The 23085-nt window shown below is 71.5% G+C and carries 23 protein-coding genes; 14 read left to right on the plus strand and 9 right to left on the minus strand.

Annotated elements, in window-relative coordinates; translation table 11 throughout:
- The first annotated feature begins 154 nt into the window (after nt 1-154).
- The 6 genes from ACFRCG_RS31570 to ACFRCG_RS31595 all read left to right on the plus strand — a co-directional run bounded on the left by ACFRCG_RS31570 (nt 155) and on the right by ACFRCG_RS31595 (nt 5919).
- Nucleotides 155-376 (plus strand): hypothetical protein, encoded by a 222-nt coding sequence (locus tag ACFRCG_RS31570; RefSeq protein WP_026218929.1) that lies wholly within the window; start codon nt 155-157, stop codon nt 374-376.
- A gap of 289 nt (nt 377-665) precedes the next feature.
- The gene (leuA, locus tag ACFRCG_RS31575) at nt 666-2483 is read left to right on the plus strand and encodes a 2-isopropylmalate synthase (protein ID WP_380037713.1); all 1818 of its coding nucleotides are present in this window, start codon (nt 666-668) and stop codon (nt 2481-2483) included.
- Nucleotides 2484-2544: 61 nt separating this feature from the next.
- Nucleotides 2545-3237 (plus strand): FadR/GntR family transcriptional regulator, encoded by a 693-nt coding sequence (locus ACFRCG_RS31580; RefSeq protein ID WP_380037715.1) that lies wholly within the window; start codon nt 2545-2547, stop codon nt 3235-3237.
- 326 nt (nt 3238-3563) lie between these two features.
- Entirely contained in the window at nt 3564-4676 is a 1113-nt protein-coding gene (locus ACFRCG_RS31585) for an LLM class flavin-dependent oxidoreductase (protein WP_380037717.1), read from the plus strand.
- A 43-nt stretch (nt 4677-4719) separates the two neighbouring features.
- Nucleotides 4720-5373 (plus strand): FMN reductase, encoded by a 654-nt coding sequence (locus ACFRCG_RS31590; RefSeq protein ID WP_380037718.1) that lies wholly within the window; start codon nt 4720-4722, stop codon nt 5371-5373.
- A gap of 174 nt (nt 5374-5547) precedes the next feature.
- On the plus strand, nt 5548-5919 hold the full coding sequence (locus ACFRCG_RS31595) for an OsmC family protein (protein WP_380037719.1): 372 nt from the start codon (nt 5548-5550) through the stop codon (nt 5917-5919).
- A gap of 45 nt (nt 5920-5964) precedes the next feature.
- Here ACFRCG_RS31595 and ACFRCG_RS31600 read toward each other — a convergent pair whose 3' ends face one another.
- Complete coding sequence (locus tag ACFRCG_RS31600) at nt 5965-6606, minus strand: GNAT family N-acetyltransferase (protein WP_380037721.1); 642 nt, start codon at nt 6604-6606, stop codon at nt 5965-5967.
- A 43-nt stretch (nt 6607-6649) separates the two neighbouring features.
- Nucleotides 6650-7282: a TetR/AcrR family transcriptional regulator gene (locus tag ACFRCG_RS31605; RefSeq protein ID WP_380037723.1), complete on the minus strand. Its 633-nt coding sequence runs from the start codon at nt 7280-7282 to the stop codon at nt 6650-6652.
- Nucleotides 7283-7476: 194 nt separating this feature from the next.
- Between ACFRCG_RS31605 and ACFRCG_RS31610 the strand changes: the two genes are divergently transcribed.
- From ACFRCG_RS31610 to ACFRCG_RS31620, 3 genes are read left to right on the plus strand one after another with little or no spacing between them, the layout of a single operon-like run.
- Nucleotides 7477-8700, plus strand: coding sequence for an acyl-CoA dehydrogenase family protein (locus tag ACFRCG_RS31610; RefSeq protein WP_380037725.1), 1224 nt, complete (start codon nt 7477-7479; stop codon nt 8698-8700).
- Between the two features lie 37 nt (nt 8701-8737).
- On the plus strand, nt 8738-9493 hold the full coding sequence (locus ACFRCG_RS31615) for an SDR family oxidoreductase (RefSeq protein WP_380037727.1): 756 nt from the start codon (nt 8738-8740) through the stop codon (nt 9491-9493).
- A complete protein-coding gene (locus ACFRCG_RS31620; RefSeq protein ID WP_380037729.1) occupies nt 9490-10275 on the plus strand; it encodes an SDR family NAD(P)-dependent oxidoreductase in 786 nt (261 codons plus the stop codon). Before ACFRCG_RS31615 ends, ACFRCG_RS31620 begins: the two co-directional genes overlap by 4 nt.
- A 36-nt stretch (nt 10276-10311) precedes the next feature.
- On the opposite strand, the gene ACFRCG_RS31625 is transcribed toward ACFRCG_RS31620, so the two are convergent.
- Together ACFRCG_RS31625 and ACFRCG_RS31630 are read right to left on the minus strand one after the other, a co-directional pair.
- The gene (locus tag ACFRCG_RS31625) at nt 10312-10872 is read right to left on the minus strand and encodes a hypothetical protein (protein WP_380037731.1); all 561 of its coding nucleotides are present in this window, start codon (nt 10870-10872) and stop codon (nt 10312-10314) included.
- 78 nt (nt 10873-10950) lie between these two features.
- Nucleotides 10951-12039: a methyltransferase domain-containing protein gene (locus tag ACFRCG_RS31630; RefSeq protein ID WP_380037810.1), complete on the minus strand. Its 1089-nt coding sequence runs from the start codon at nt 12037-12039 to the stop codon at nt 10951-10953.
- Nucleotides 12040-12193: 154 nt separating this feature from the next.
- Here ACFRCG_RS31630 and ACFRCG_RS31635 point away from each other — a divergent pair, with 154 nt between their 5' ends.
- Together ACFRCG_RS31635 and ACFRCG_RS31640 are read left to right on the plus strand one after the other, a co-directional pair.
- Nucleotides 12194-13414 carry a helix-turn-helix domain-containing protein gene (locus tag ACFRCG_RS31635; protein ID WP_380037733.1) on the plus strand — a complete coding sequence of 407 codons (1221 nt, stop codon included), beginning with the start codon at nt 12194-12196 and terminating at the stop codon, nt 13412-13414.
- 309 nt (nt 13415-13723) lie between these two features.
- Nucleotides 13724-14119 (plus strand): hypothetical protein, encoded by a 396-nt coding sequence (locus ACFRCG_RS31640; protein ID WP_380037735.1) that lies wholly within the window; start codon nt 13724-13726, stop codon nt 14117-14119.
- A gap of 14 nt (nt 14120-14133) precedes the next feature.
- Here ACFRCG_RS31640 and ACFRCG_RS31645 read toward each other — a convergent pair whose 3' ends face one another.
- The 5 genes from ACFRCG_RS31645 to ACFRCG_RS31665 form a co-directional block, all read right to left on the minus strand.
- On the minus strand, nt 14134-15474 hold the full coding sequence (locus ACFRCG_RS31645) for a class I SAM-dependent methyltransferase (protein ID WP_380037737.1): 1341 nt from the start codon (nt 15472-15474) through the stop codon (nt 14134-14136).
- A 169-nt stretch (nt 15475-15643) separates the two neighbouring features.
- Entirely contained in the window at nt 15644-16396 is a 753-nt protein-coding gene (locus ACFRCG_RS31650) for an amino acid ABC transporter ATP-binding protein (RefSeq protein WP_380037812.1), read from the minus strand.
- 50 nt (nt 16397-16446) lie between these two features.
- A complete protein-coding gene (locus ACFRCG_RS31655; RefSeq protein WP_380037739.1) occupies nt 16447-17361 on the minus strand; it encodes an amino acid ABC transporter permease in 915 nt (304 codons plus the stop codon).
- A gap of 103 nt (nt 17362-17464) precedes the next feature.
- Nucleotides 17465-18370, minus strand: a complete 906-nt coding sequence (locus ACFRCG_RS31660) for an ABC transporter substrate-binding protein (RefSeq protein ID WP_380037741.1) — start codon at nt 18368-18370, stop codon at nt 17465-17467.
- 259 nt (nt 18371-18629) lie between these two features.
- Complete coding sequence (locus tag ACFRCG_RS31665) at nt 18630-19529, minus strand: UbiA family prenyltransferase (protein WP_380037814.1); 900 nt, start codon at nt 19527-19529, stop codon at nt 18630-18632.
- Nucleotides 19530-19789: 260 nt separating this feature from the next.
- Between ACFRCG_RS31665 and ACFRCG_RS31670 the strand changes: the two genes are divergently transcribed.
- Genes ACFRCG_RS31670 through ACFRCG_RS31680 form a run of 3 tightly spaced genes read left to right on the plus strand, consistent with a single transcriptional unit; the run spans nt 19790 to nt 22383 of the window.
- Nucleotides 19790-20848: a type III polyketide synthase gene (locus ACFRCG_RS31670; protein ID WP_380037743.1), complete on the plus strand. Its 1059-nt coding sequence runs from the start codon at nt 19790-19792 to the stop codon at nt 20846-20848.
- Nucleotides 20849-20854: 6 nt separating this feature from the next.
- On the plus strand, nt 20855-21373 hold the full coding sequence (locus ACFRCG_RS31675) for an isoprenylcysteine carboxyl methyltransferase family protein (protein WP_380037746.1): 519 nt from the start codon (nt 20855-20857) through the stop codon (nt 21371-21373).
- The gene (locus ACFRCG_RS31680; protein WP_380037748.1) at nt 21370-22383 is read left to right on the plus strand and encodes an NAD(P)/FAD-dependent oxidoreductase; all 1014 of its coding nucleotides are present in this window, start codon (nt 21370-21372) and stop codon (nt 22381-22383) included. Before ACFRCG_RS31675 ends, ACFRCG_RS31680 begins: the two co-directional genes overlap by 4 nt.
- Nucleotides 22384-23085: the final 702 nt, after the last annotated feature.

Consider the following 23085-nt stretch of genomic DNA (forward strand, 5'->3'; position numbering starts at 1 on the left):
TGCGGGAGCGGCGTCGATGTGGCATTTCGGTCCGGTTCGGTGGGCGCATAGGGGATTCGAACCGCCATATCGCGGGGACACTTTCCGGTTACGGCTTCGCCTATACCGCCCCGGAACGCCCCACGCGTCACCCGACAGGCGCATACTGAGGGAGATGACGACCTCAGCCGTGACCCGGCGCATTCTGCCCACCAGTCCCTTCAATGTCCCGGTCGCTCCCATCATCGAGGATTTCGAACTCGGTGCTCGAGTGACGCACGATCAGTACGGACTCGGTCGGATCGTCGGTGTCGAAGAGGACATCGCGGTCACTGTCGACTTCGGATCGCGCCAGGAACGCATCTGTCGTCCCTACGCGAAACTGAGCAATCTCTGAACCACGCGACACTGTTTCGCACGTCCCGACACCACGCGGTCGGTACGAGGAGGCGCCCCCGGACCACCGGGTCGGCGCCTCCTTCGCGTTGTGAGCCGCGGCTTGTTTCGGACCCTGGCGAACGCCAAGACATCAGGTTGTCAGACAAGTTGTGCTATCGTCCCGGACATGAAGCTGCGCGTGGTCCTTCTTCTCGGCCGCCGCGGCGGGGCCTGATCCGACCGGCGCCCCGCCGCGGGGTTCGGTGTCGCCGGTCGACCCCTCCGAGCGGCGAGGACGATCCCGCACCATGACCGACCGTATGACCGACCACACCTTCCCCACCCTGCGCACCCCCGCCGGCCCGATCCCCGAGGGCCGCCCGCACTGGAACCGGCAACGTCCCGGCACGATGCCGCACCACCGCTACCGCCCGGCGCACGAGCGGGTCCGCGTCGACGTCGACCCGGCCCGGCGGAGTTGGCCGAACAATCGCATCGAGCAGGCGCCGCTGTGGGTCCCGGTGGACCTGCGCGACGGCAATCAGGCGCTGGCCGAGCCGATGGACCCCGTACGCAAACGCCGGATGTTCGACCTGCTGGTGGCGATGGGCTACAAGGAGATCGAGGTCGGCTATCCCTCGGCGAGCCGCGCCGACTTCGACTTCGTCCGGCATCTGGCGGAGAGCGACGCGGTCCCGGACGACGTCACCGTCGTGGTCTTCACCGCCGCGCGGACCGACCTGATCGAACGTACGCACCAGTCGATCGAGGGTCTGCCGCACGCGGTCGTACACATGTACACCGCGACCGCGCCGACCTGGCGCGAGGTCGTGCTCGGCCACGACCGGGCCGCGCTGCACGCGCTGATCCTGGCGGGCGCGAAGGACGTGGCGCGCGGGGCCGACGCGCGACCCGGGGCGGACATCCGGTTCCAGTTCTCGCCGGAGGTGTTCAACCTGACCGAACCCGACTACGTCCTGGAGGTGTGCGACAGCCTCACCGAACTGTGGGACGCGAGCCCGGATCGGCCGGTGATCCACAACCTGCCGGCCACGGTCGAGTTCGCCACGCCGAACGTGTACGCGGATCAGATCGAGTACATGCACCGCCATCTGGCCCGCCGGGACGCGGTCGTGCTGTCGGTGCATCCGCACAACGACCGGGGGACGGGCGTCGCGTGCGCCGAGTTGGCGCTGCTCGCGGGGGCGCAGCGGATCGAGGGCTGCCTGTTCGGCAACGGCGAGCGGACCGGCAATGTGGACCTGGTCACGCTCGCGCTGAACCTGTACACGCAGGGGGTGGACCCGATGATCGACTTCTCCGACATCGACGAGATCCGGCGCACGGTGGAGTACGCGAACCGGATCGAGGTGCACGCCCGGCATCCGTACGGCGGGGACCTGGTCCACACCGCGTTCTCCGGTACGCATCAGGACGCGATCAGGAAGGGGTTCGCGCATCACACGCGCGAGGCCGCGCGGCTGGGGGTGGGCGAGGACCGGGCGCCGTGGAACGTGCCGTATCTGCCGATCGACCCCGCCGACGTCGGGCGCGACTACGAGGCGGTGATCCGGGTCAACAGCCAGTCCGGCAAGGGTGGCGTCGCCTACCTGATGCAGAGCGCACACGGCCTGGACCTGCCGCGTCGGCTCCAGATCGAGTTCTCCCGGGTGGTTCAGGAAGCCACCGACGACAGCGGCGAGGAGATCGGCGCGGGCGAGTTGGGGGCGCTGTTCGGGCGGGAGTATCTGGAGCGGCGTACGCCGGTGGAGATCACGGGGTGGCGCGCCGAGGAGCCGGCGGCGGGGCGGCATCGGTTCGGCGGGACGCTCGTCGGGTCGCCTTCGGGGTCACGTGCGGGGTCGAGTACGGGGTCGCGGGCCGTGGTCGGGGAAGGCAACGGGCCGCTGTCGGCCCTGACGGCGGCACTGGGTACGGCCGGGATTCGCGTCGAGATCCTGGACTACGTCGAGCACTCGATCGGCGCGGGCGAGGATCGGCAGGCGGCGGCGTATGTCGAGTGCCGGGTGGACGGGGTGACCCGGTGGGGCGTGGGGATCGACACGTCGATCCTGGCGGCCTCGGTGCAGGCGACGGTGTCGGCGGTGAACCGAGCGCGCGGTTGACGCGGGATAGGATTCATCAGACAACCTGAGATGCAGCAGCCATGAGGTAAGGCGACACACGATGACGTTCGGCCCCCTGCGCCGCAACCCGCTGGTCGGCCAGGCGGCCGAACGGCTTCGGGACCAGATCGCCGCCGGGCGCTGGCCGATCGGGACGAAGCTGCCCGGCGAGGTGGCACTCGGCCGCGAGCTCGGCATCGGCCGGTCGACGGTGCGGGAGGCGATCCGCGCGCTGGCCGGTGCCGGGTTGGTCGAGTCGCGGCAGGGGTCCGGCGTCTTCGTGATCGCGACCGAGCCGACGGAGGACCTGACCGCGCGGCTGCGGCGGGCGTCGGCGGTCGAGGTGTACGAGGTGCGCAACCTGATCGAGGTGCGGGCCGCGATGTTGGCGGCGCGGCGGCGCACGGACGAGGACCTGGCGGTACTGGACGCCAGACTCCTCGCCCGGGCCGCGGCGCTCGGCGACGACGAGGCGTACATCGACGCCGACATCGCGTTCCACGCGGCAATCGTGGCGGCGGCACACAACGAGGTGCTCACGGACCTGTTCGCGGTCTTCCAGGTAACCATGCGCCCCGGCCTCCTGGACCTGCTGGCCGCAATGGACGCAAAGGGCCTACGAGTGGCCGCGGCCGACCCGGGAGCCGATGCCCACGCGGCCATGGTCGCCGCGATCCGGGCAGGCGACCCGGCGGCAGCCGGCCGGGTAACGGAGACGGAACTCGAGATCGGCTTGCGGATCCTGCGCGACTAGGGCCTGTCCCAAGGTCCGCTCGCGGATCCCGCGCGAGCGGACGCGCGTCAAGCCGCCTTGTTCGGCGCGGTCCGGCCTGCGAGGCCGCCGCCGCCCGCTGTCTCGCCCCGCCGGGTCGCTCACGCTCGTCGCCTGCCCGCCTGCCACTCGTTCCCGGTCGCCACCGGCGGCGGGCCCGTTGTGCGCTGCCCGGAGCCTCCGGTCGGCCCTGTCGCCGCCGCCGTGGTCCGGCCGGCCGGGGGGTGCGGGTGGGGGTGGGAATACCCGGCGTGGGATTCTGCTTGGACGGGGTGATTGAGAGTTCAACTACTGAGAGAGTGGTCATCGTGCAGTTCGGGATCTTCACCGTCGGTGACGTCACCGTCGACCCCACGACCGGTCGGGAGCCGACCGAGCACGAGCGGATCAAGGCGATGGTGGCCATCGCGCTCAAGGCCGAAGAGATCGGCATGGACGTGTTCGCCACCGGTGAGCACCACAATCCGCCGTTCGTGCCGTCCTCGCCGACCACGATGCTCGGCTACATCGCCGCGCGGACCGAGCGGATCATCCTCTCCACCTCCACGACGCTGATCACCACCAACGACCCGGTGAAGATCGCCGAGGACTACGCGATGCTCCAGCACCTGGCCGACGGCCGGGTGGACCTGATGATGGGGCGCGGCAACACCGGGCCGGTGTACCCGTGGTTCGGTCAGGACATCCGTCAGGGCATCCCGCTGGCGATCGAGAACTACGCGCTGCTCCACGAGCTGTGGCGCAAGGAAGTGGTGGACTGGGAGGGCCGCTTCCGTACCCCGCTGCAGAGCTTCACGTCGACGCCGCGCCCGCTGGACGGCGTGCCGCCGTTCGTCTGGCACGGGTCGATTCGCAGCCCGGAGATCGCCGAGCAGGCGGCCTACTACGGCGACGGGTTCTTCGCCAACAACATCTTCTGGCCGCGCGACCACTTCGTGCGCCTGATCAACCTGTACCGGGACCGCTTCGAGCACTACGGGCACGGTACGCGTGACCAGGCCATCGTCGGCGTCGGCGGACAGATCTTCATGCGGCGCAACTCGCAGGAGGCGGTGCGCGAGTTCCGTCCCTACTTCGACAACGCGCCGGTGTACGGGCACGGTCCGTCGCTGGAGGAGTTCACCGACCAGACGCCGCTGACCGTGGGCAGCCCGCAGGAGGTCATCGACAAGACGCTGACCTTCCGCGACTCGTTCGGCGACTACCAGCGCCAGCTGTTCCTGATGGACCACGCGGGCCTGCCGCTGAAGACCGTGCTCGAACAGCTCGACCTGTTCGGCGAGGAGGTACTGCCGGTGCTGCGCCGGGAGTTCGCCGCCCGACGGCCGGCCGAGGTGCCGGACGGCCCCACCCACGCGGCGCTGGTCGCCCGGCGCGACGCGGCGGCGGTGCCGGCCGACGCCGTCCCGCAGACGTCCTGACGTCACCGAACCCACCGGCGTGGAAAGGGAGAAGGAAACAGTGATGGCAGAACCGCTGAAGCTCGTCGTCGTCTCGGCCGGACTCGGCAAACCGTCGTCCACCCGGCTGCTCGGCGACCGGCTCGCCGAGGCGACCCGCCGGCACTTGGACGAGCGCGAGGTCGCGGTCGAGGCGCACACGATCGAACTGCGCGATCTCGCCGTGGACATCGCGCACAACCTGGTCACCGGCTTTCCGCCGCCCGGGTTGCGGGCGGCGATCGACACGGTCGTCGCCGCCGACGCGCTGATCGTGGTCTCGCCGATATTCAGCGCGTCCTACAGCGGGCTGTTCAAGTCGTTCTTCGACGTCCTGGACAACACCGCGCTGATCGGAAAGCCGGTGCTGATCGCGGCGACCGGCGGCACGGCGCGGCACTCGCTCGCCCTCGAGCACGCGCTGCGCCCGCTGTTCGCCTACCTGCGGGCCACGGTCGTACCGACCTCGGTGTACGTGGCCACCGACGAATGGGGCGCGGCGGCCGGGGAAGGCGTCGAGGGAGTGGGTACGCGGATCGCTCGCGCGGGCGGCGAACTGGCCGACCTGGTGGCCGGGTCGCCGGCGCACCCGGCGACCCGGCCGGCGCCGTCCGCGACCGACACGACCGACGAAGTCGTGCCTTTCGCCGAGCAGTTGGCGGCGCTCGGACGGGGCTGAGCGGGCCCCGACAAGGCGGGCGTCGACGGGGTGGGCCCGTCGACGCCCGCCGGTCGAACCCGGCGCGCGTGCCGATGGGGGTCCAACATTCGGAATCCCGTTCTCGGCATGTGGGCTCGTCGTTACCCTCCTGATCCTGATCGGTTTCCGACACAGAGGCGGGTGCGAGGCATCATGATCGAGGCGACGGCGCTGCCGACTCCCTGGCAGGTCGGGTTCCGGACCGACGACAACGAGGGCATGGCCGACACCCTCAAGGGCGGCATCGGCGGTGCGGCCGGGATGCGGCCGCACGAACTGCTGGAGGCGGCACTGGCCACGTGCATGGCCATCTCCGCGCGCATGGCCCTGGCGGACCTGGGCGTCGGCGACGCCGACGTGGACGTGCGCGTGCACCTGGAGCGCGGTCGGACGCAGACCCGATTCCGGTACGAACTCGTGCTGGACCCGGCCCTGGAGGCCCATCGGGAAGCGGTCATGGAGCGTGTCGAACGCTCGCCCGTACGGTCCACGCTGAGCAAACGATTGGTCTTCGACCCCGCCTGAGTGACGCCCGACGAGCGCGTCGCACCGGCCGTCGCCGCCGGGAGGCTACGCGCCGAACATGTCCCGGCAGGCGTCCAGGCCCGTGACCTCGACCGGGATGGTGCGATGCGCCGACCACGCCTCGCGGGTCAGCCGCAGGCGCTGGAAGGACCGGGGCTCACCGTCGTGCGCCAGGACGTCGATGCCGTCGTCGACGTAGCCCAGGCGGCGCGAGACCGCCAGCGACGGGGCGTTGTCGAACAGGGCGGCCGAGATCGCCCATCGTGCGCCCAGGCCGTTGAACGCCAGTTCCAACAACCCCGCGCGCATCTCGGTGCCGAAGCCCTGCCCCTGGTGGGCAAGGCCCAGCCACGAGCCCGAGCCGATCTCGCACCGGTGGGCGAAGTCCTTGGCGCTGCCCTCCTGGGTCCCGATCACCCGGCCCTCGTGCACCACGGCAAGCAGCAGGCGCCAGTCGTCCGGCTGCCAGTTGGCCCACGTACCCCAGTAGAACCGCAGCGCGTTCCGGACCTTCGCCGGTTGCGGCTCGCGCGTCCACGGCAGGCTGAACGGCATGTAGTCGGGGGCGTGCACACCCTTCTCGGCCAGTTCCACCAGCGCCACCAGGTCGTCCTGGGTCGCCGGGCGCAGTTCCAGTCTGGGCGTGGTCACGCGGATGCCGAATACCGGCCAATGATCGGTGAGCATGTTCGATTGTGGGTGACACGCCGACGCCGATGCCACGGAATTTTCAGCGCGCCGCCGTCGGCGCCAACCCGTGCAGCAGCAGGTCGGCGAACGCGTCGCCGACCTCGCGCGGCGACATCGGTCCGTCGAACTGGTACCAGCTGTTCAGGTGGTGCACGCCGCCGAAGAAGTTGTGTGTGGCGATGTCGGCCGACACGTCCCGGCGCAACAGCCCCTCGCGCTGGCCCTGTTCGATCAGCGCGCGGAACCGCTCGTGGTAGCGGCGACGCTCGGCCCGGATCTCGGCGCTCTTGTCGGGCGTGAGCAGGTGCATCGAGCGGAAGTAGACCACCGCGTCGTCGATGTTGCCGAGGGTGGTGACCACCACGTCGGCGGCGGCCTCGCGCAACCGGTCGAGCACCGGCTCGGGCCCGTCGGCGATGGTGTTCAGGCGTTTGGTCTGCATCGCCAGCATGCGGTGGTAGATCTCGACGAGGAGGTCGTCCTTGGACGCGTAGTAGTGGTACATCGCACCCTTGGTGACCCCCGCGGCGGCCACGATCTCCTGGACCGAGGTGCTCTCGAAGCCACGCTCGGCGAACATCCGGGAGGCGATGCGCACCAACCGCTGCGGCAGCGACGCCCCGTCGGCGTCGGACTCGACCGGCGCCGCGTTTCCGCGACCTCTTGCCGCCATGATGTTCAACCTTTCGCGGGAGCGTACGCACGCCAGTCTAGCCAAGATACCGACCGGTCGGTACCGTGAATCGGGTGCGTCGTGTTCCGTGCACGCCTCGTGCACCTCGCGCACACGCCTTGCGCACGTCTCGTGAAAACCCTACGGACTCGACGCCGTCGACTCGGGAACGACCCAGGAGGAGGTACACGCCGGTGGACTTCGGCTACGACGCCCGAACCGAGGAACTGCGCGAGCGGCTGCTCGCGTTCATGACCGAACACGTCTACCCCGCCGAGGCCGTGTTCGACGAACAGGTGGCCGCTCCGGGCGCCGACCCGTGGGGCCGCCCGCCGGTGCTGGAGGAGTTGAAGGCCGAGGCGCGCGAACGCGGCCTGTGGAACCTGTTCCTGCCGGGCGAGGAGGGCGCGGGACTGACGAACCTGCAATACGCGCCGCTCGCCGAGATCGCCGGGCGCAGTCCGCACCTGGCCCCGGAGGCGCTGAACTGCGCCGCGCCGGACACCGGCAACATGGAGCTGCTGCACGACTTCGGCACCCCGGAGCAGCGCGAGCGCTGGCTGCGGCCACTGCTCGACGGCACCATCCGCTCGGCGTTCTGCATGACCGAGCCCGACGTGGCCTCCTCCGACGCCACCAACATCACCACGAGCATCGTGCGCGACGGCGACGACTACGTGATCAACGGCCGCAAGTGGTGGTCCTCCGGGGCGATGGCGCCCGCCTGCGAGATCCTGGTCGTGATGGGCCGTACCGACCCCGACGCGCCGCGCCACCGCCGGCAGAGCATGATCCTGGTGCCGCGCGACACCCCGGGGGTGGACATCCGTCGCGGGATGCACGTCTTCGGCTACACCGACGGCCCGCACGGCGGACACGCCGAGGTGGTCTTCGAGGACGTACGGGTGCCCGCGACCAACCTCGTCGGCAACGCCGGCGACGGCTTCGCGATCGCCCAGGCCCGGCTGGGCCCCGGGCGGATCCACCACTGCATGCGGCTGATCGGGATGGCCGAGCGCGGCCTGGAACTGATGTGCCGCCGGGTACTGGCGCGCGAGGCGTTCGGCGGGCCGCTGGCCGAGCAGGGGGTGATCCAGGAGTGGATCGCCGAATCCCGGGTGCGCATCGAGCAGTTGCGGCTGCTCGTGCTGAAGACCGCGTGGCTGATGGACACCGTCGGCAACCGCGGCGCGCACCGCGAGATCCAGTCGATCAAGATCGCCACGCCGAGCACCGTGGAATGGATCCTGGACAAGGCCATCCAGGCGCACGGCGCCGGCGGCCTGTCCCAGGACTTCGTCCTCGCCTCGTTGTGGACGCACGCCCGCACGCTGCGCCTGGCCGACGGACCGGACGAGGTACACCGTCGTTCGCTCGCCCACCGCGAACTCAAGCCCTACCGAGACGCGGACCAGTGAACCGCGCACCCCGTTCCGATCGAGAGGCAACCACCCAGTGACCGACACCTCCCGCCCCGTGGCCATCGTCACCGGCGCCAGCCGCGGCATCGGCCTGGGCATCGCCCAGGCGCTGGTCGCGCGCGGCGACCGGGTCTGCGTGACCGCGCGCGGCGCGGACACCCTGGCCGAGGTGGTCGCCTCGCTCGGCGGCCCGGAGCATGCCATCGGCGTCGCGGGCAAGGCGCACGACCCGGCCCACCAGGACGCCGCCGTGGCCGCGACCCTGGAGGCGTTCGGCCGGATCGACATGCTGGTCAACAACGCCGGGATCAACCCCGTCTACGGCCCGCTGGTCGAACTCGACCTCGACGCCGGGCGCAAGATCCTGGAGGTCAACCTGCTCGCCGCGCTGGCCTGGACCCAGCGGGTGTACAAGGCGTGGCTGGGCGAACACGGCGGCGCCATCGTCAACGTGTCCTCGATGGCCGGCGAGCGGCCCGCGCACGGGATCGGCTTCTACGGCGTGAGCAAGGCCGCGCTGACCCACCTGACCGCGCAGCTCGCGAGCGAACTCGGCCCGCGCGTACGGGTGAACGCGGTCGCGCCGGCCGTGGTCAAGACCGTCTTCGCGACCGCGCTGTACGAGGGTCGCGAGGAGGAGGTCGCGGCGGCGTACCCGATGGGCCGGCTCGGCGTGCCCGAGGACGTGGCCGGCGCGGTGGCGTTCCTGCTGTCCGAGCAGGCGGGGTGGATCACCGGCCAGACGCTGCTCGTGGACGGCGGCGTGAGCCTGTCCGGCGGTGTGGGGTGACGGTGCTCGCGGGGGCGGGCGTGGTGGTCACCGGGGGTGGCGCGGGGATCGGCGCGGCCCTGGCCCGCCGCTTCGCCGCCGCCGGTGCGCGGGTGGTGGTCAACGACCTCGACCCGGAGGCGTGCCACGCGGTGGCCGCCGACATCGACGCCGTCGCGGTGCCGGGCGACGCGGCCACGGAGGCGGGCGTCGCGGCGCTGATCTCCGGGGCCCGGGCGGCGCTCGGCGAGGTCGACGTCTACTGCGCCAACGCCGGCATCGGCGCGGGCGTCGGCCTGGACGCGCCCGAGGAGGCGTGGGAGCAGTCCTGGGACGTCAACGTGATGGCGCACGTACGCGCCGCGCGACTGCTCACCCCGGCCTGGCTGGCGCGCGGTCGCGGCCACCTGGTCACCACGGTCTCCGCCGCCGGGCTGCTCACCATGTTGGACGCGTCGGCGTACGCGGTCACCAAACACGCGGCGTACGCGTTCGCCGAGTGGATGGCGATCACGTACGGCGCCAAGGGCATCACGGTCCAGGCGGTCTGCCCTCGCGGTGTGCGTACGGCCCTCCTGGACGCCTCCGGCCCGGCCGCCCGCCTGCTCCTGGACGACGACGCGGTGGAGCCGGAGCAGGTCGCCGACATGGTGGTCGACGCGGTCGCGGCGGGCGCCCCGTTCCTGATCCTGCCCCACCCGGACGTGGCCCACATGTACGCGGGCCGAGCCGCCGACCCGGACCGCTGGCTGGCCGGCATGCGCAAACTCCAGGGCAGACTGGACCAGGCCCGGGAGGTCTGAGGCAACCGCCATCGCGTCGGAGGAACGGCCGCGGACTCAACCGGAGTTCGGGCGCCACGCCTTCGGCGCGAGGCTCTTCGGGTCGAGGTCGGGTACCGGACTGAGCCCGGTGACCGAGTGCGGTTTCCTCGGGTCGGCTGTCGCCGGAATGTGCGACACGATCACCCACCGATCGCGGGAACGCTTCCAGACCACCTTCTCGTCGACGTGCACCCACGAGGACGTGGCGGCGGCGAATGCCTTGATCTTGACGTCGTACAGGTCGACGGAGACCGGTTGATTCCACGTGTAGGTGACGTCGCGCCAATGCTGCCGGCCGTGCTCCTTCATCCGCAGTTCGGCGTCCTGCTTGCCTCGGTCACCGCCGATGTCGAGATGCCGGGCCAACTTCGACACGTCGCCCGCGTTGAGCAATGCGACGTAGCCGTCCAGGTACTTCCGCAGTCGCCCTTCATCCGGTACGGAATCCTGCTCCGCAGAGCTTGAAGCGGCATTGCCGCCATCGCCGCCGCAACCCGCCGAAACAATCGCGAGCAGCACTCCCAGCGCGACCGCCGCGACCTTCCGCCATACGGGTGCCGCACCACGAACGGCCATCGGTCCCCTCCCGTTCACCGAGGGGTGCTTTTCCGGCAAACGCTGCCGACAACCATTCCGCGGGTCCGGCGGCCGTGTTCAGGCCACGAGCAGGCGCAGGCCCAGTTCCGCCGCGTCGAGGTCGGCCAGGTCGCCGTTGCGCTCGGACCACCGGCCGGAGGCGAGGTCGTCGCGGAGCCGGTCCACCGCTCGCTGTTCGGCCTCCGGTCCGACGCGGGTCCACAGCGAGATCGCGCGGCGCACGGGTTCGTCCAGGTAGGCCTCGGGGCGGCGCCAGTACGCCTCGAAGAAGCCGTCGGCGCAATCCCACGGGATGAGCACCGGCTCCAGGCGGGCACCGATCGTGCCGGCCAACCGCTGCACCGAGGGCCGGCCGGCGACGAGTCCGGTGACCTCGGGCAGATAGTCGCGGATGAGCCAGAACCGGTCCCGCCACGCGGTGTCGTGCGCGTCGTGGGTGAACACCACCACGCGCCGGGCCACCCGCCGCATCTCGCGCAGTCCGGCGATCGGGTCCCGCCAGTGGTGGATGGTGCTGAAGGCCATGGCCGCGTCGAAGGACCGGTCGGGGAACGGGAGGCTTTCCGCTTCCGCCGCCACGCACGGGGCCGCGCCGGCGGGACGCTGCGCCCGCATGACCGCCGACGGCTCCACCGCGGTCACGTCGCGGTCCGGGGGTTCGTACGAGCCGGTGCCGGCGCCGACGTTCAGGACGGTTCGGGCGTCGCCGAGTGCTGCCCAGACCCGCGCGGCGATGCGCGGCTCGGTGCGGCGCGTCACCGGGTACGCGGATCCGATCGTGTCGTACAACTGTGCGCCGAATACCTTCAGTTGGTCCTCCGAGGTGGTTCTGATCCCCATTGCCCGTGCCTCCAGTTCCGAGTCGATGGCCGTCACCATGGCGGCGGCCCGGTCGCGCTGCTCCAGCAGCAGACCGCGCAATCGGCGCAGGTGCGCGACCGCGTCGGTGTCGGGATCGTCGACCAGATCCGCGATCTCGCGCAGCCCGAAGCCGAGTCGCCGATAGGCGAGCACCTCCCGCAACCGCTCCACGTCCCCGGCCGCATAGGCCCGGTAGCCGGCCCTCGTTCGTGCGGACGGCCGCACAAGCCCGATCTCGTCGTAGTGATGCAGCGTCCGGACGCTCACACAGGCCAACTCGGCCACACGCCCCACAGTCAGGTGCTCCTCCACACCCCCGACAATGCGCCATGACGCCACGTGAGGGTCAAACACTTCGCCGCCGACGGCTCGCGCTGCCGACCCGCCCGTATCGGGGCGTACCGTGGTGGGCAGCGCCCAACCTGCCGGGAGTCTGACCATGCGAGAGAGCATCGGGGACCGCATCGCGCGGTTGCGTCTGCGGAGGGGATACACGCAGGAATCGCTCGCCGCCGTCGCGGGGGTGTCCGTGGACGTGGTCCGCAAACTGGAGCAGAACCAGCGCGTCACGGCCCGGCTTTCGACACTCAACGCGCTCGCGGGCGCGCTCGACGTGGAGACGTCGACGCTGATCGGGCAGCCGACCACGTTCCAGGGAGCGGCGGCGGACCGGGATCCGTCCCCGAGCCTGCTGGCACTGCGCCGGGCGGTGACTCCCGTCGCCGAACTGCTCGACGACGAAACGGCGGTCGCCGACGGCGAATCGCCGTCCGTGCACGATCTGCGCGAGGCGCTGCGGTCGACGGAGGCGATCCGTCGCGAGGGGAGGCTGTCGGAGATCGCCACGATCCTGCCGCGCCTGATCGCGGACGCCCGGTCGGCCACACGCGAACACGCAGGTGCCGACCGCGCCGCCTCGTTCGCCGTACTGGCCGAGGCGTACCAGGTCGCGGCCACCACGTTGGCCGCGCTCGGCAAGGAGGACGCGGCGTACACGGCGATGGAACGCGCCGGCGGGGCGGCCCGGAACTCCGACGACCCCCGCCTCGAAGTCATCGGCATGTCCACACTGTCCTGGATCTTCAGCAAGCAGGGCCGGATAGACGACGCCCAACGGGTGGCCCAGGCAACGGCGGAGAAGATCGAGCCGTCGCTGACGAAGACACCGCTGATCGACGTCGCGCTGTGGGGCATCCTCCTCCTACGCGCCGCCTCGGCCGCCGTACGCGCCGAACGCAAGGACACCGCCGCCGAGTTCCTGCGCCTCGCCAACGCCGCCGCCGCCCGCATCGGCACGGACCGCACGGACTACGCCACACCGTTCGGCCCCACCAACGCGGGCGTCGCCACGGTCAACGCCTACGTCGAAATGGACCGCCCCGAACAGGCCCTGACCGAAGCCCGCCGCATCACCGGCCTCCACCACCTCCCACCCACGTGGCAGGCCCGCCACCACGTCGACCGCGCCCTGGCCCACATCGACCTCGCCGACGACACCAGAGCCACACACGCCATCCTCAAAGCCGAACAAACCGCCCCGGAATGGCTCCGCTACCACGCCACGTCCCGCCGAGTCATCACCGACCTGACCTCCCGCGAACACCGCCGCTCCGCCCCGATCCTCGCCCTCGCGGACCGCCTGCAAATCGCCACCGAGTAGGACACGACGTCCCACCCCGCAGGCAAAGTCGCCCACCCCGTCCCTGGCCCGCCTCCGGCACCGTCCCTACGGTCACAGGTGCGGCACGCCGCCCACGCGAATCGCGTCCCCGTCTCAACCGTGCGAGTGGGGCAGTCGGCGTCGGCCGCACTCACGAGAAGGGACACGTGCGCTATGGCATATCGATCGACGACTCGGCGGTGGGTTTCGGGGAGTACGCAGGAAGACATCGATCGGGGGCGGGAGTTCTTCGAGCGCTATCGGCACGCGTGGTGTCGGGACGCGTATTCGGGGCGTGAGGGGGTGCTCATGGATGTGCAGGGGCGGCAGGTGCATTTGCGGCTGCGTGCCGGGACGGAATTCGTCGCCGATGTGCGGGACCTGGTGATTCTTCGGCTGCCGCCTCCGGTTGTGGGTCGGATGGTGCGGTACGTGGGTGGGGGAGACGTGGGGCTTCGGCCCGAGGGGACGCTCACGGAGCTTTGCGCCGTGGACGGCGGTGTGCTTGCGACGGTGCAACCGGCCGACGGGGAGGCGTGGTTCGCGTTGTTGGCGGATTTGGAGCGGGTCGGGTGTCCCGTGGGGGCGGTGGCGGAGTGGGGGGAGCCGCCGGTTTTGGGGGAGGCGGAGGCGGAGGACGCGTTTCGGGAGGTGTGGGAGAGGATCAAGGCCGCCCAGGATGCCTGGTGGGTGAGGGGGCGATAGGCGACGGCCCGGGGCTACAGGGTTCGGGTGGGGGGCATTCCGGAGTGGCCTGTGGGTGGGGTTTTGACGGCCAGGATCTGGTTTACGCCGATCCGGTTCTGTTCGAAGGCCAGGGCCGAGGCGGCCATGTACAGGCGCCAGACGCGGGCTCTGCCCTGGGTGGTCAGGCGGGCTGCCTGCTCCTGGTTGGATTCGAGGTTGGCCACCCATGCGCGCAGCGTGGTCGCGTAGTGTTCGCGGAGCGCGTGTACGTCGCGGACTTCGAGGCCGGCCTCCTCCAGGACCGACACCGTGGTGCCGATGGGGGCCAGTTCGCCGTCGGGGAAGACGTAGCGGTCGATGAACTCGTCGACCTGGTAGGTCTCTTCGTTCGGTACCGGGCGGCGGGAGATCTGGTGGTTGAGCAACCGGCCGCCGGGGCGCAGGAGTTCGTACAGCGTGTCGGCGTAGGCGCGAAACTGCACGCGGCCCACGTGTTCGGCCATGCCGATCGAGGAGATCGCGTCGTAGGGGCCGTCGGCGTGCTCGCGGTAGTCCTGGATCCTGATCTCCACCCGCCCGGTCAGACCGGCCTCGGAGACCCGTTTGCGGGCCAGGTCGGCCTGTTCGTGCGAGATGGTGATCCCGACCACCTCCACGCCGTAGTGCTCGGCGGCGTGCAGCGCCATCGAGCCCCACCCGCAGCCGACGTCGAGCAGCCGCATGCCGGGGCCGAGCGCGAGCTTGCGGCAGATCAGGTCCAGCTTCGCCCGCTGGGCGTCCTCCAACGTCGCGTCGGGACGATCCCAATAGGCGCACGAGTAGACCATCGACGGACCCAGGACCAGGGCGTAGAAGTCGTTGCCGACGTCGTAGTGGTGCCGGATCGCCTCCTGGTCGCGGCGCACGCTGTGCAGCACGCCCCGGCGGCGCCGAACCTCCTCGGCGGGCGCCGGCGGCGGCACCGGCAGCCCGGTCAGGGAGAGCACCGTGCCCAGCGGGCGGGCCGTGGCGCGCGCGGTACGCCCGGCCTCGCGCAGCCGGGCGGCGGGTCCGCGCGGGGCCGCCCCGAAGACGCCGCCCACCGGCCCCGCCGGCACGGGCTCGTCGCGGTTGAGCGCCAGACCGGACAGCCGGGTCAGCGCGTCGTAGAGGTCGCCGTCCACGTCGAGGTCGCCCGACACCCAGCCGCGGGCGAAGCCGAGTTCGCCCGGCGACCACAACAGCCGACGCAGCGCACGGCGATTGCGCACGACCAGCGCCGGACCGTCCGGCGGACCGGCCTCGCTGCCGTCCCAGGCCCGGATCCGGATCGGCGACGGGCGGCCGAGGACCTGCTGAGCCAGTGCGGCGAGGCGGTCGGCGGTGTGCGGCATGACGGATTCCTCCGCGGTGGTGGATCCCCGGACTCCCGAGCCGGGCAACACCGGTGCCCCTACCCCACGCGCGCCACGACTCGAACGGAATTGCTCCGTCCGGGCCGGCGAGCCGCCCCGGACGGAGCAGGACGGCCGCCGGCCCGACCGGACGCGCGCTACGCCGAGGTCACAACACCTTGGACAGGAACGCCTTCGTGCGCTCGTGCCGCGGGTTGGCCAGTACCTCGCGCGGATGACCCGCCTCGACGACCAACCCGTCGTCCATGAACACCAATGAGTCGCCCACCTCGCGGGCGAAGCCCATCTCGTGGGTGACCACGATCATCGTCATGCCGTCCTCGGCCAGCCCGCGCATGACCTCCAACACCTCGCCGACCAGTTCGGGGTCGAGCGCCGAGGTGGGCTCGTCGAAGAGCATCAGCTTGGGGTCCATCGCCAGCGCCCGGGCGATGGCCACCCGCTGCTGCTGGCCGCCGGACAGCTGCGAGGGGTAGGCGTCGGCCTTGTCGGCCAGACCCACCCGCGCCAGCAGCTCGTGCGCGCGGGCCCGGGCCTCGGTCTTGCCCATGCCCTTGACCTGGGTCGGCGCCTCCATGATGTTGCCCGCGGCGGTCATGTGCGGGAACAGGTTGAAGCGCTGGAAGACCATGCCGATGTCGCGCCGCTTGAGCGCGACCTCGCTGTCCTTCAGCTCGTAGAGCTTGCCGTCCTTCTCCCGGTAGCCGACGAGCTGTCCGTCCACCCACAACCGCCCGGCGTTGACCTTCTCCAGGTGGTTGATGCAGCGCAGGAAGGTGGACTTGCCGGAGCCGGAGGGGCCGACGATGCACATGACCTCGCCGGTCGCGACCTCCAGGTCGATGCCCTTGAGCACTTCGAGCGGGCCGAACGACTTGCAGACGTCCTGGGCCCGGACCATCACCCGACCGGGCTCGGCCGGGCGGGGGGCGGGCTTGTCGAGATTGGTCGTCATCGGGTCTCGACCCCCTGGCGCCGGGTGCTGAACACACTGGCCATGATCCGCTGGAGCGGCGTGGGCGGCAAGGCTCGACTGGATCCACGAGCGAAGTAGCGCTCGAGGTAGTACTGGCCGATGCTGAACACCGTGGTCAGCAGCAGGTACCAGAAACATGCGGCGAAGAGGAGTTCCATCACCGCGAGGTTGTGCGTGTACACGTCCTTCGCCTTCTGCAGCACTTCGGGATAGACCACCGCGCTGGCGAGCGAGGACGTCTTGAGCATGTTGATGAACTCGTTGCCGGTCGGCGGCACGATCACCCGCATCGCCTGCGGCAGCACGATCCGGCGCAGGGTGCGGCCCTTGGACATGCCGAGCGCGTGCGCCGCCTCGGTCTGGCCCTCGTCCACCGACTGGATGCCGGAGCGCACGATCTCCGCCATGTAGGCGCCCTCGTTGATGCCGAGGCCGAGCAGCGCCGCCATGAACGGGGTGATCACGTCGTTGGTGTTCTGGCCGAACATGGTCGGGAAGACCAGCGCGAGGTTGCCCCAGATGAGCAACTGCACCAGGACCGGGGTGCCGCGGAAGAACCAGATGTAGACCGAGGCGACGGTCGAGGTGACCGGGTTGCCGGACAGGCGCATGATCGCCGCCAGCACACCGAGGACGAGCCCGACCGCCATGGCCGCCAGGCTGATCAGCAGGGTGTTGCCGGCGCCCTTCATGATCTGGTCGTCGAAGAGGTAGTCGCCGGTCACGTCCCAGTGGATCTTCGCACTGGCGAACGCGTTGATCAGCAGGCCGACCAGGGCGAGGACCACGACGGCGGCGACCCAGCGGCCGTAGTGCGGTACGGGGATGGCCTTGATGGGTTCCCGCTTGACCGGCTGTTTGTCGGCAGGGGGTGTTGCGGGCGTGGTCACGGGCGGGTGACCTCCTCTTGGAGCACGAGTACGGACGCGGTCGGGCGGACGCGGGTCGGGTCCGGCCCGGCCGTCGGGCGACGAGGCGGGCCGGACCCCGTGATCAGGAGGTGGCGCCGTTGATGGTGACCTCGGAGACGGCGCCGGCCTCGACCTTCCAGTTGGCCAGGACCTTGGCGTATTCGCCGTTCTTGATCAGCGCCTCCAGGGCCGACTTCAACGCCTGCTGGAGCTGCGTGTTGTCCTTGCCGACGCCGATGCCGTACAGGCCGGCATCGATCTGGTCGCCGGTGACCTCGAAGTCCTTTCCGTCGCCGGAGGTCTGCGCGTTGTACGCGGCGACGGGGAAGTCGTTGAGGTCGGCCGCGGCGGCGCCGCTCTTCAGCTTGAGCAGGGCCTCGCCGTCGTGCTCGTACTTCTGGATGGTGATCGCGCCCTTGCCCGAGTCCTGACACTTCTTGGACTGGGCGGTGGCGACGTCCTCGTTGGTGGTCGCCTGCTGGAGCGCGACGGTCTTCCCGCACAGGTCGTCGAGCGACGTGATCTTCTGCGGGTTGCCCTTCTGTACCAGGATCGAGGTGCCCGCGCGGAAGTAGTCGACGAACGACAGGCCCTGGCCCTGGCGTTCCTTCTTGTCCGTCATCGCGGACATCACGATGTCGAAGCGCTTGGACGTGATGCCGGTGATCAGCGAGTCGAACTGCGAGTTCTTGTAGTCGTACTTGACGCCCAGCTGCTTGGCGAGCGCCGCGGCCAGCTCGGGGTCGACGCCGACCGCCTTGCCGTCCTTCATGAACTCGATGGGCGCGTAGGCGACCTCGGAGCCGATCGTGATCTTGCCGGACTTCTGGACGTCGGGCGGCAGCATCTTGAAGAACGGGGCGTTCTCGTCCTTCTTGCCGAGCGCGCTGTCGCCGCCGTCGTCGCCACAGGCGGTCAACAGCATGGATCCCGCGATCAGGGTCGCGGCGGACGCGATCAGACGGCGGTGGGTGAAGCGACCGCTCATGTGCGGGTTCCTCCAGTGTGAGGGGACAGAGGTGCCGGCACGGCACGAGCTGGCTCGGGGTGACCGATCTGCGGGCGGTTTGGACTGATCCTGGATCGAGCTATGGGCATGAATGATTTCCTGATGCTCTGAGCGGGACAATGGGACAGATTGTTAAATACGAAGATCCAATTTGACAGACTGTCAAGCGGCGATCATTCTATTTGATCCCATCAGCCCTTTTTCAGGGCATACCGAAACAGCTCTGGCGGGGACGGGTCTACGCGCATTGGCGTGATGATCGTTCGACGTCACGCGAACCCGCCCGTGCGATCCCGGTACCCCGGCGCAGCAGCAGCACAACGTCGATCGCGGCGACCGCCACGGAGGACGCGAACGGGATCCGGGGCCGCCGGCCGCCGAGCACGGCGCCGGCCGCGGCGAGGGTGCCCGCGCCGAGCAGGGCGAGTCGGCCCGCGCGATCCGGCCGGCCGTACGCGAGCAGCGCGGTGGCGGCGAGGAGCGGCAGCGGGGTGAGCGCCCGGACCCCGGTCGAACCGAGCCGGTGCGGCAGGCCGTGCACCCCCGTCGCACGATCGCCGGCCAGGTCCGGCAGCGCGTCCGCCAGATGCGCCCCGCAGCCGAGCAGCGCGGCGGCGCCGACGATCCACCAGGTGGGCCCGGGCCGGCCCGGCAACCCGAACGCGACGAACGCCGGCAGGCTGCCGAATCCGATCGCGTACGGCACCCACGACCCGGCCGTGCCCTTGACCCCGAGGTCGTACGCCCAGGCCGCACCCACGCCGACCAGATGCGCGGTGCCGGCCGCGGGCCCGGACGCGTAGGACAGCGGAACGCACACCACGAGCGCGCGGCGGGCCGCGCGCGCCACCCGATCGGCCCCGACCACACCCGCCGCCACCGGCTTGCCGCCCCGCCCCGCCGCCCGGTCCCGTTCGGCGTCCACCGCGTCGTTGCACCAGCCGACCGACAACTGCCCGGCGAGCACGGCCGCGCCGACCAGTACGCAGCCGCGCGCGTCCCGGCCGGCGGCGCGCGCGAGCCCGGTGGTCAGTGCGGTGACGGCGACGGTCGGGCCGGGGTGGCAGGCGAGCAGGAGGCCGACGACGGGGGCCCGTTCGGGGCGGCCGGGAGTGCCGGCGCGGCGGCGGGCGCGCAGGCGGGCGAGGGGACGGCCGAGGGGGCGCGGGGAGGGGCGGCTCGGTGCTGCGGTGTCACTCACGTGGGTGTCCTTCGAGCGAGTCGGCGGTGGGGCCGGACGGGTCGGAGCGCATGCGGGCGGCAACTACGGGCAAACGACGTGGGTTCCGTGTTCCCGCTGGGCACTGTTCCAGCGTTCCCTACCTCTCCCGCCTCCCGATACCTGCCTTTTTCACCCGCTGTTCCAGCCCCGCCCCCTAATCCAGCAGGGGAATCGCCATGACCCGCATCGCCGCCGTCCGTGGTGCACTGCCGCCGCACCGATACCCGCAGGCCGAGATCACCGACACGTTCGCGGCGCTGTGCCTGCCGACCGGCGCCGATCGGCGCGTACTCGACCGGGTGCACGCCAGTGCCCGCGTGGACACCCGCCATCTGGCGCTGCCGCTCGACCACTACGCCAAGTTGGCGGACTTCGGCGCGGCCAACGACGTCTGGCTGGAGGTCGCGGTCGACCTCGCCGCCGAGGCGATCGAGTCCGCGCTCGGCGCCGCCGGGTTCGGCGCGCGGGACGTGGACCTGATCCTGTTCACCACCGTGACCGGCCTGGCGGTGCCCTCCGTCGACGCGCGCCTGGTCGGCCGGCTCGGCCTGCGCGAGGACGTCAAACGCCTGCCGGTGTTCGGCCTGGGCTGCGTGGCGGGCGCGGCCGGGATCGCCCGATTGCACGACTACCTGCGCGACCGGCCCGACGGGGTCGCGGTGTTGGTCTCGGTCGAGTTGTGCTCGCTCACCCTCCAGCGCGACGACGCGTCGATGGCCAACGTGGTGGCGAGCGCGCTGTTCGGCGACGGCGCGGCGGCGGTGGTGGTCTGCGGGGACGACCGCGAGCCGGGACACGGGCACGGGCCCGAGGTGATCGCCGCGCGCAGCCGGATGTATCCCGACTCGGAGCGGGTGATGGGCTGGGACGTGGGTGGCTCCGGCTTTCGCATCGTGCTCGGCGCCGACGTGCCGGAGATGGCCCGCACCCACCTCGGCGGCGACGTCCGGGACTTCCTCGCCGACCACGGCCTGACCACGGCCGACATCACCGCATGGGTGTGCCACCCCGGCGGCCCCAGGGTGCTGGAGGCGGTCGCCGAGACGCTGGACCTGCCCGCCGGCGCCCTCGATATGACCTGGCGGTCCCTGGCCGCGACCGGGAACCTGTCCTCGACGTCGGTGCTGCACGTGCTGCGCGACACGATCGCCGCCCGGCCGGAACCCGGGACCCCCGGCCTGATGATCGCGATGGGCCCCGGGTTCTGCTCCGAACTCGTCCTGGTGGAGTGGTAGGTCGCGATGTATTGGTACTTCGCCCTGGTCGGCCTGGTCGCCCTCGAACGGCTCGCCGAACTCGTGGTCGCGCGGCGCAACCTGGCCTGGAGTCTGGCTCGCGGCGGCGTGGTCAGTGGGCGGGGGCACTATCCGCCGATGGTCGTGCTGCACGTCGGCCTGCTGGCCGCGTGCGTACTCGAAGTCGGCCTGGCCGACCGGCCGTTCGTACCCGCGCTCGGGTGGACCATGGTCGCGCTCACGGTGGCCGCGCAGGCGTTGCGCTGGTGGTGCGTCACCGCGCTCGGGCCGCACTGGAACACCCAGGTCGTGGTCGTGCCCGGGTCGCCGCTGATCCGGCGCGGGCCGTATCGGCTCTCCTGGCTGCGCCACCCCAACTACGTCGCGGTCGCGGTGGAGGGCGCGGCGCTGCCCCTGGTGCACGGCGCCTGGATCACCGCGCTCGCCTTCACCACCCTCAACGCCGCGCTGATGGTGGTCCGGATCCGCTGCGAGTCGGCCGCGTTGTCGGCGGCGATCGCGTGATCGACCTGCTCGTCGCGGGTGGTGGGCCGGCGGGGCTGGCCACCGCGATCCACGGCGCGCTCGCGGGGCTGCGCGTGGTGGTGGTCGAACCGCGCCCGGCGCCGGTGGACAAGGCGTGCGGCGAGGGGCTGATGCCGGCGGGGGTGGGCGCGCTCGCCGCGCTCGGGGTGACGCCCGCCGGGCGGCCGTTGGCCGGGATCCGGTACGTGGACAGCCGGCACGCGGTGGAGGCGCGGTTCCGGGCCGGGCCGGGGCTCGGGGTGCGCCGGACCACGCTGCACGCGGCGCTGTACGAACGAGCCCTGGCCCTCGGCGTGGAGCACCGGATCGGCCGGGTCGGCGAGGTCCGCCAGGACGCGCACACGGTGACCGCGGCCGGGCTGACCGCACGCTGGCTCGCGGCGGCCGACGGGCTGCACTCGCCGGTGCGGGCCGCGCTCGGCCCCGCGCCGCGCGATCGGCGGGAGCGGCGGTACGGGCTGCGCCGGCACTACCGGATCGCGCCGTGGACCGATTTCGTCGAGGTGCACTGGTCGCCGCGCGGCGAGGCGTATGTGACCCCGGTCGGCCCGGACCTGGTGGGCGTCGCCATGCTCGGCCCGCGCGGTCGCACCTACGCCGACCACCTCGCCGCGTTCCCGGCCCTGCGCGAACGGCTCGCGGGCGCGGCGGGCGGCGAGGTACGCGGTGCGGGGCCGCTGCGCCGGCGGGTGCGCAGCCGCGTCGCGGGCCGGGTGCTGCTCGTGGGCGACGCGGCTGGCTACACCGACGCGCTCACCGGCGAGGGCGTCGCCCTGGCCCTGGCCTCGGCCCGCGCCCTGGTCGCGGCCGTGCGGGCGGGCCGCCCCGAGCGCTACGAAAGCGACTGGCGCCGCCTCTCCCGCCGCCACCGCGTACTCACCGAAGCCCTCCTCACCGCCCGCGCCCATCCCCGAACCGCCCGCCTGATCGTCCCCGCCGCCCACCGCCTCCCCACCGCCTTCACCACAATCGTCAACGCACTCGCCTGACCGGCGTGCGAGCCGAAACCACAAGGCGCCGCCGCCGCCCGCCGGACCGCGGGGCCCGCGGCGCCGGGGAGCCGGGGGGAGCGGGCTCCGGCGGGGGCGAGGGCGGGTGGTTTGCGGGGGAGTGAGGAAGCCGCCCACCGAGCATCGGGGCGCGAGCGCCGGGGAGGCGGCCGGAGTGGACTCCGGCGGGGCGAGAGCGGGCGGTCCGCGGGGAGCCGGGGGAGCCGCCCGCCGATCGTCGGGGTGTGAGTGCCGGGAAGGTGGGCGGAGCGGGCTCCGGCGGGGCGAAGGAGGGCGGTCTGTGGGGAGTCGGGGGAGTCGCCCGCCGATCCCCGGGTTGTGAGTGCCGGGGAGGTGGGGTGGAGTGGGTTCCGGTGGGGCGGAGGCGGGTGGTCTGTGGGGAGTCGGGGGAGTCGTCCGCTGATCGTCGGGGTGTGAGTGCCGGGGAGGCGGCCGGAGTGGACTCCGGCGGGGCGAGAGCGGGTGGTCTGTGGGGAGTCGGGGGAGTCGTCCGCTGATCGTCGGGTTGCGAGTGCCGGGGAGGTGGGTGGGGTGGGTTCCGGTGGGGCGGAGGCGGGCGGTCCGCAGGGAGTTGGGGAAGTCGTCCGCTGATCGTCGGGGTGTGAGTGCCGGGGAGGTGGGTGGGGTGGGTTCCGGTGGGGTGGAGGTGGGTGGTTTGTGGGGAGTGGGGGAGTCGTCCGC

The sequence above is a fragment of the Embleya sp. NPDC056575 genome (assembly GCF_042793325.1).
Taxonomy (GTDB): domain Bacteria; phylum Actinomycetota; class Actinomycetes; order Streptomycetales; family Streptomycetaceae; genus Embleya.

Excerpts from the sequence above, each read along its gene's own strand:
- ACFRCG_RS31570 (WP_026218929.1), top strand. The coding sequence starts at position 155 with ATGACGACCTCAGCCGTGACCCGGCGCATTCTGCCCACCAGTCCCTTC.
- leuA (WP_380037713.1), top strand. The coding sequence starts at position 666 with ATGACCGACCGTATGACCGACCACACCTTCCCCACCCTGCGCACCCCC.
- ACFRCG_RS31580 (WP_380037715.1), top strand. The coding sequence starts at position 2,545 with ATGACGTTCGGCCCCCTGCGCCGCAACCCGCTGGTCGGCCAGGCGGCC.
- ACFRCG_RS31590 (WP_380037718.1), top strand. The coding sequence starts at position 4,720 with ATGGCAGAACCGCTGAAGCTCGTCGTCGTCTCGGCCGGACTCGGCAAA.
- ACFRCG_RS31595 (WP_380037719.1), top strand. The coding sequence starts at position 5,548 with ATGATCGAGGCGACGGCGCTGCCGACTCCCTGGCAGGTCGGGTTCCGG.
- ACFRCG_RS31600 (WP_380037721.1), bottom strand. The coding sequence starts at position 6,606 with ATGCTCACCGATCATTGGCCGGTATTCGGCATCCGCGTGACCACGCCC.
- ACFRCG_RS31605 (WP_380037723.1), bottom strand. The coding sequence starts at position 7,282 with ATGGCGGCAAGAGGTCGCGGAAACGCGGCGCCGGTCGAGTCCGACGCC.
- ACFRCG_RS31625 (WP_380037731.1), bottom strand. The coding sequence starts at position 10,872 with ATGGCCGTTCGTGGTGCGGCACCCGTATGGCGGAAGGTCGCGGCGGTC.
- ACFRCG_RS31635 (WP_380037733.1), top strand. The coding sequence starts at position 12,194 with ATGCGAGAGAGCATCGGGGACCGCATCGCGCGGTTGCGTCTGCGGAGG.
- ACFRCG_RS31640 (WP_380037735.1), top strand. The coding sequence starts at position 13,724 with ATGGATGTGCAGGGGCGGCAGGTGCATTTGCGGCTGCGTGCCGGGACG.
- ACFRCG_RS31645 (WP_380037737.1), bottom strand. The coding sequence starts at position 15,474 with ATGCCGCACACCGCCGACCGCCTCGCCGCACTGGCTCAGCAGGTCCTC.
- ACFRCG_RS31650 (WP_380037812.1), bottom strand. The coding sequence starts at position 16,396 with ATGGTCCGGGCCCAGGACGTCTGCAAGTCGTTCGGCCCGCTCGAAGTG.
- ACFRCG_RS31660 (WP_380037741.1), bottom strand. The coding sequence starts at position 18,370 with ATGAGCGGTCGCTTCACCCACCGCCGTCTGATCGCGTCCGCCGCGACC.
- ACFRCG_RS31670 (WP_380037743.1), top strand. The coding sequence starts at position 19,790 with ATGACCCGCATCGCCGCCGTCCGTGGTGCACTGCCGCCGCACCGATAC.
- ACFRCG_RS31675 (WP_380037746.1), top strand. The coding sequence starts at position 20,855 with ATGTATTGGTACTTCGCCCTGGTCGGCCTGGTCGCCCTCGAACGGCTC.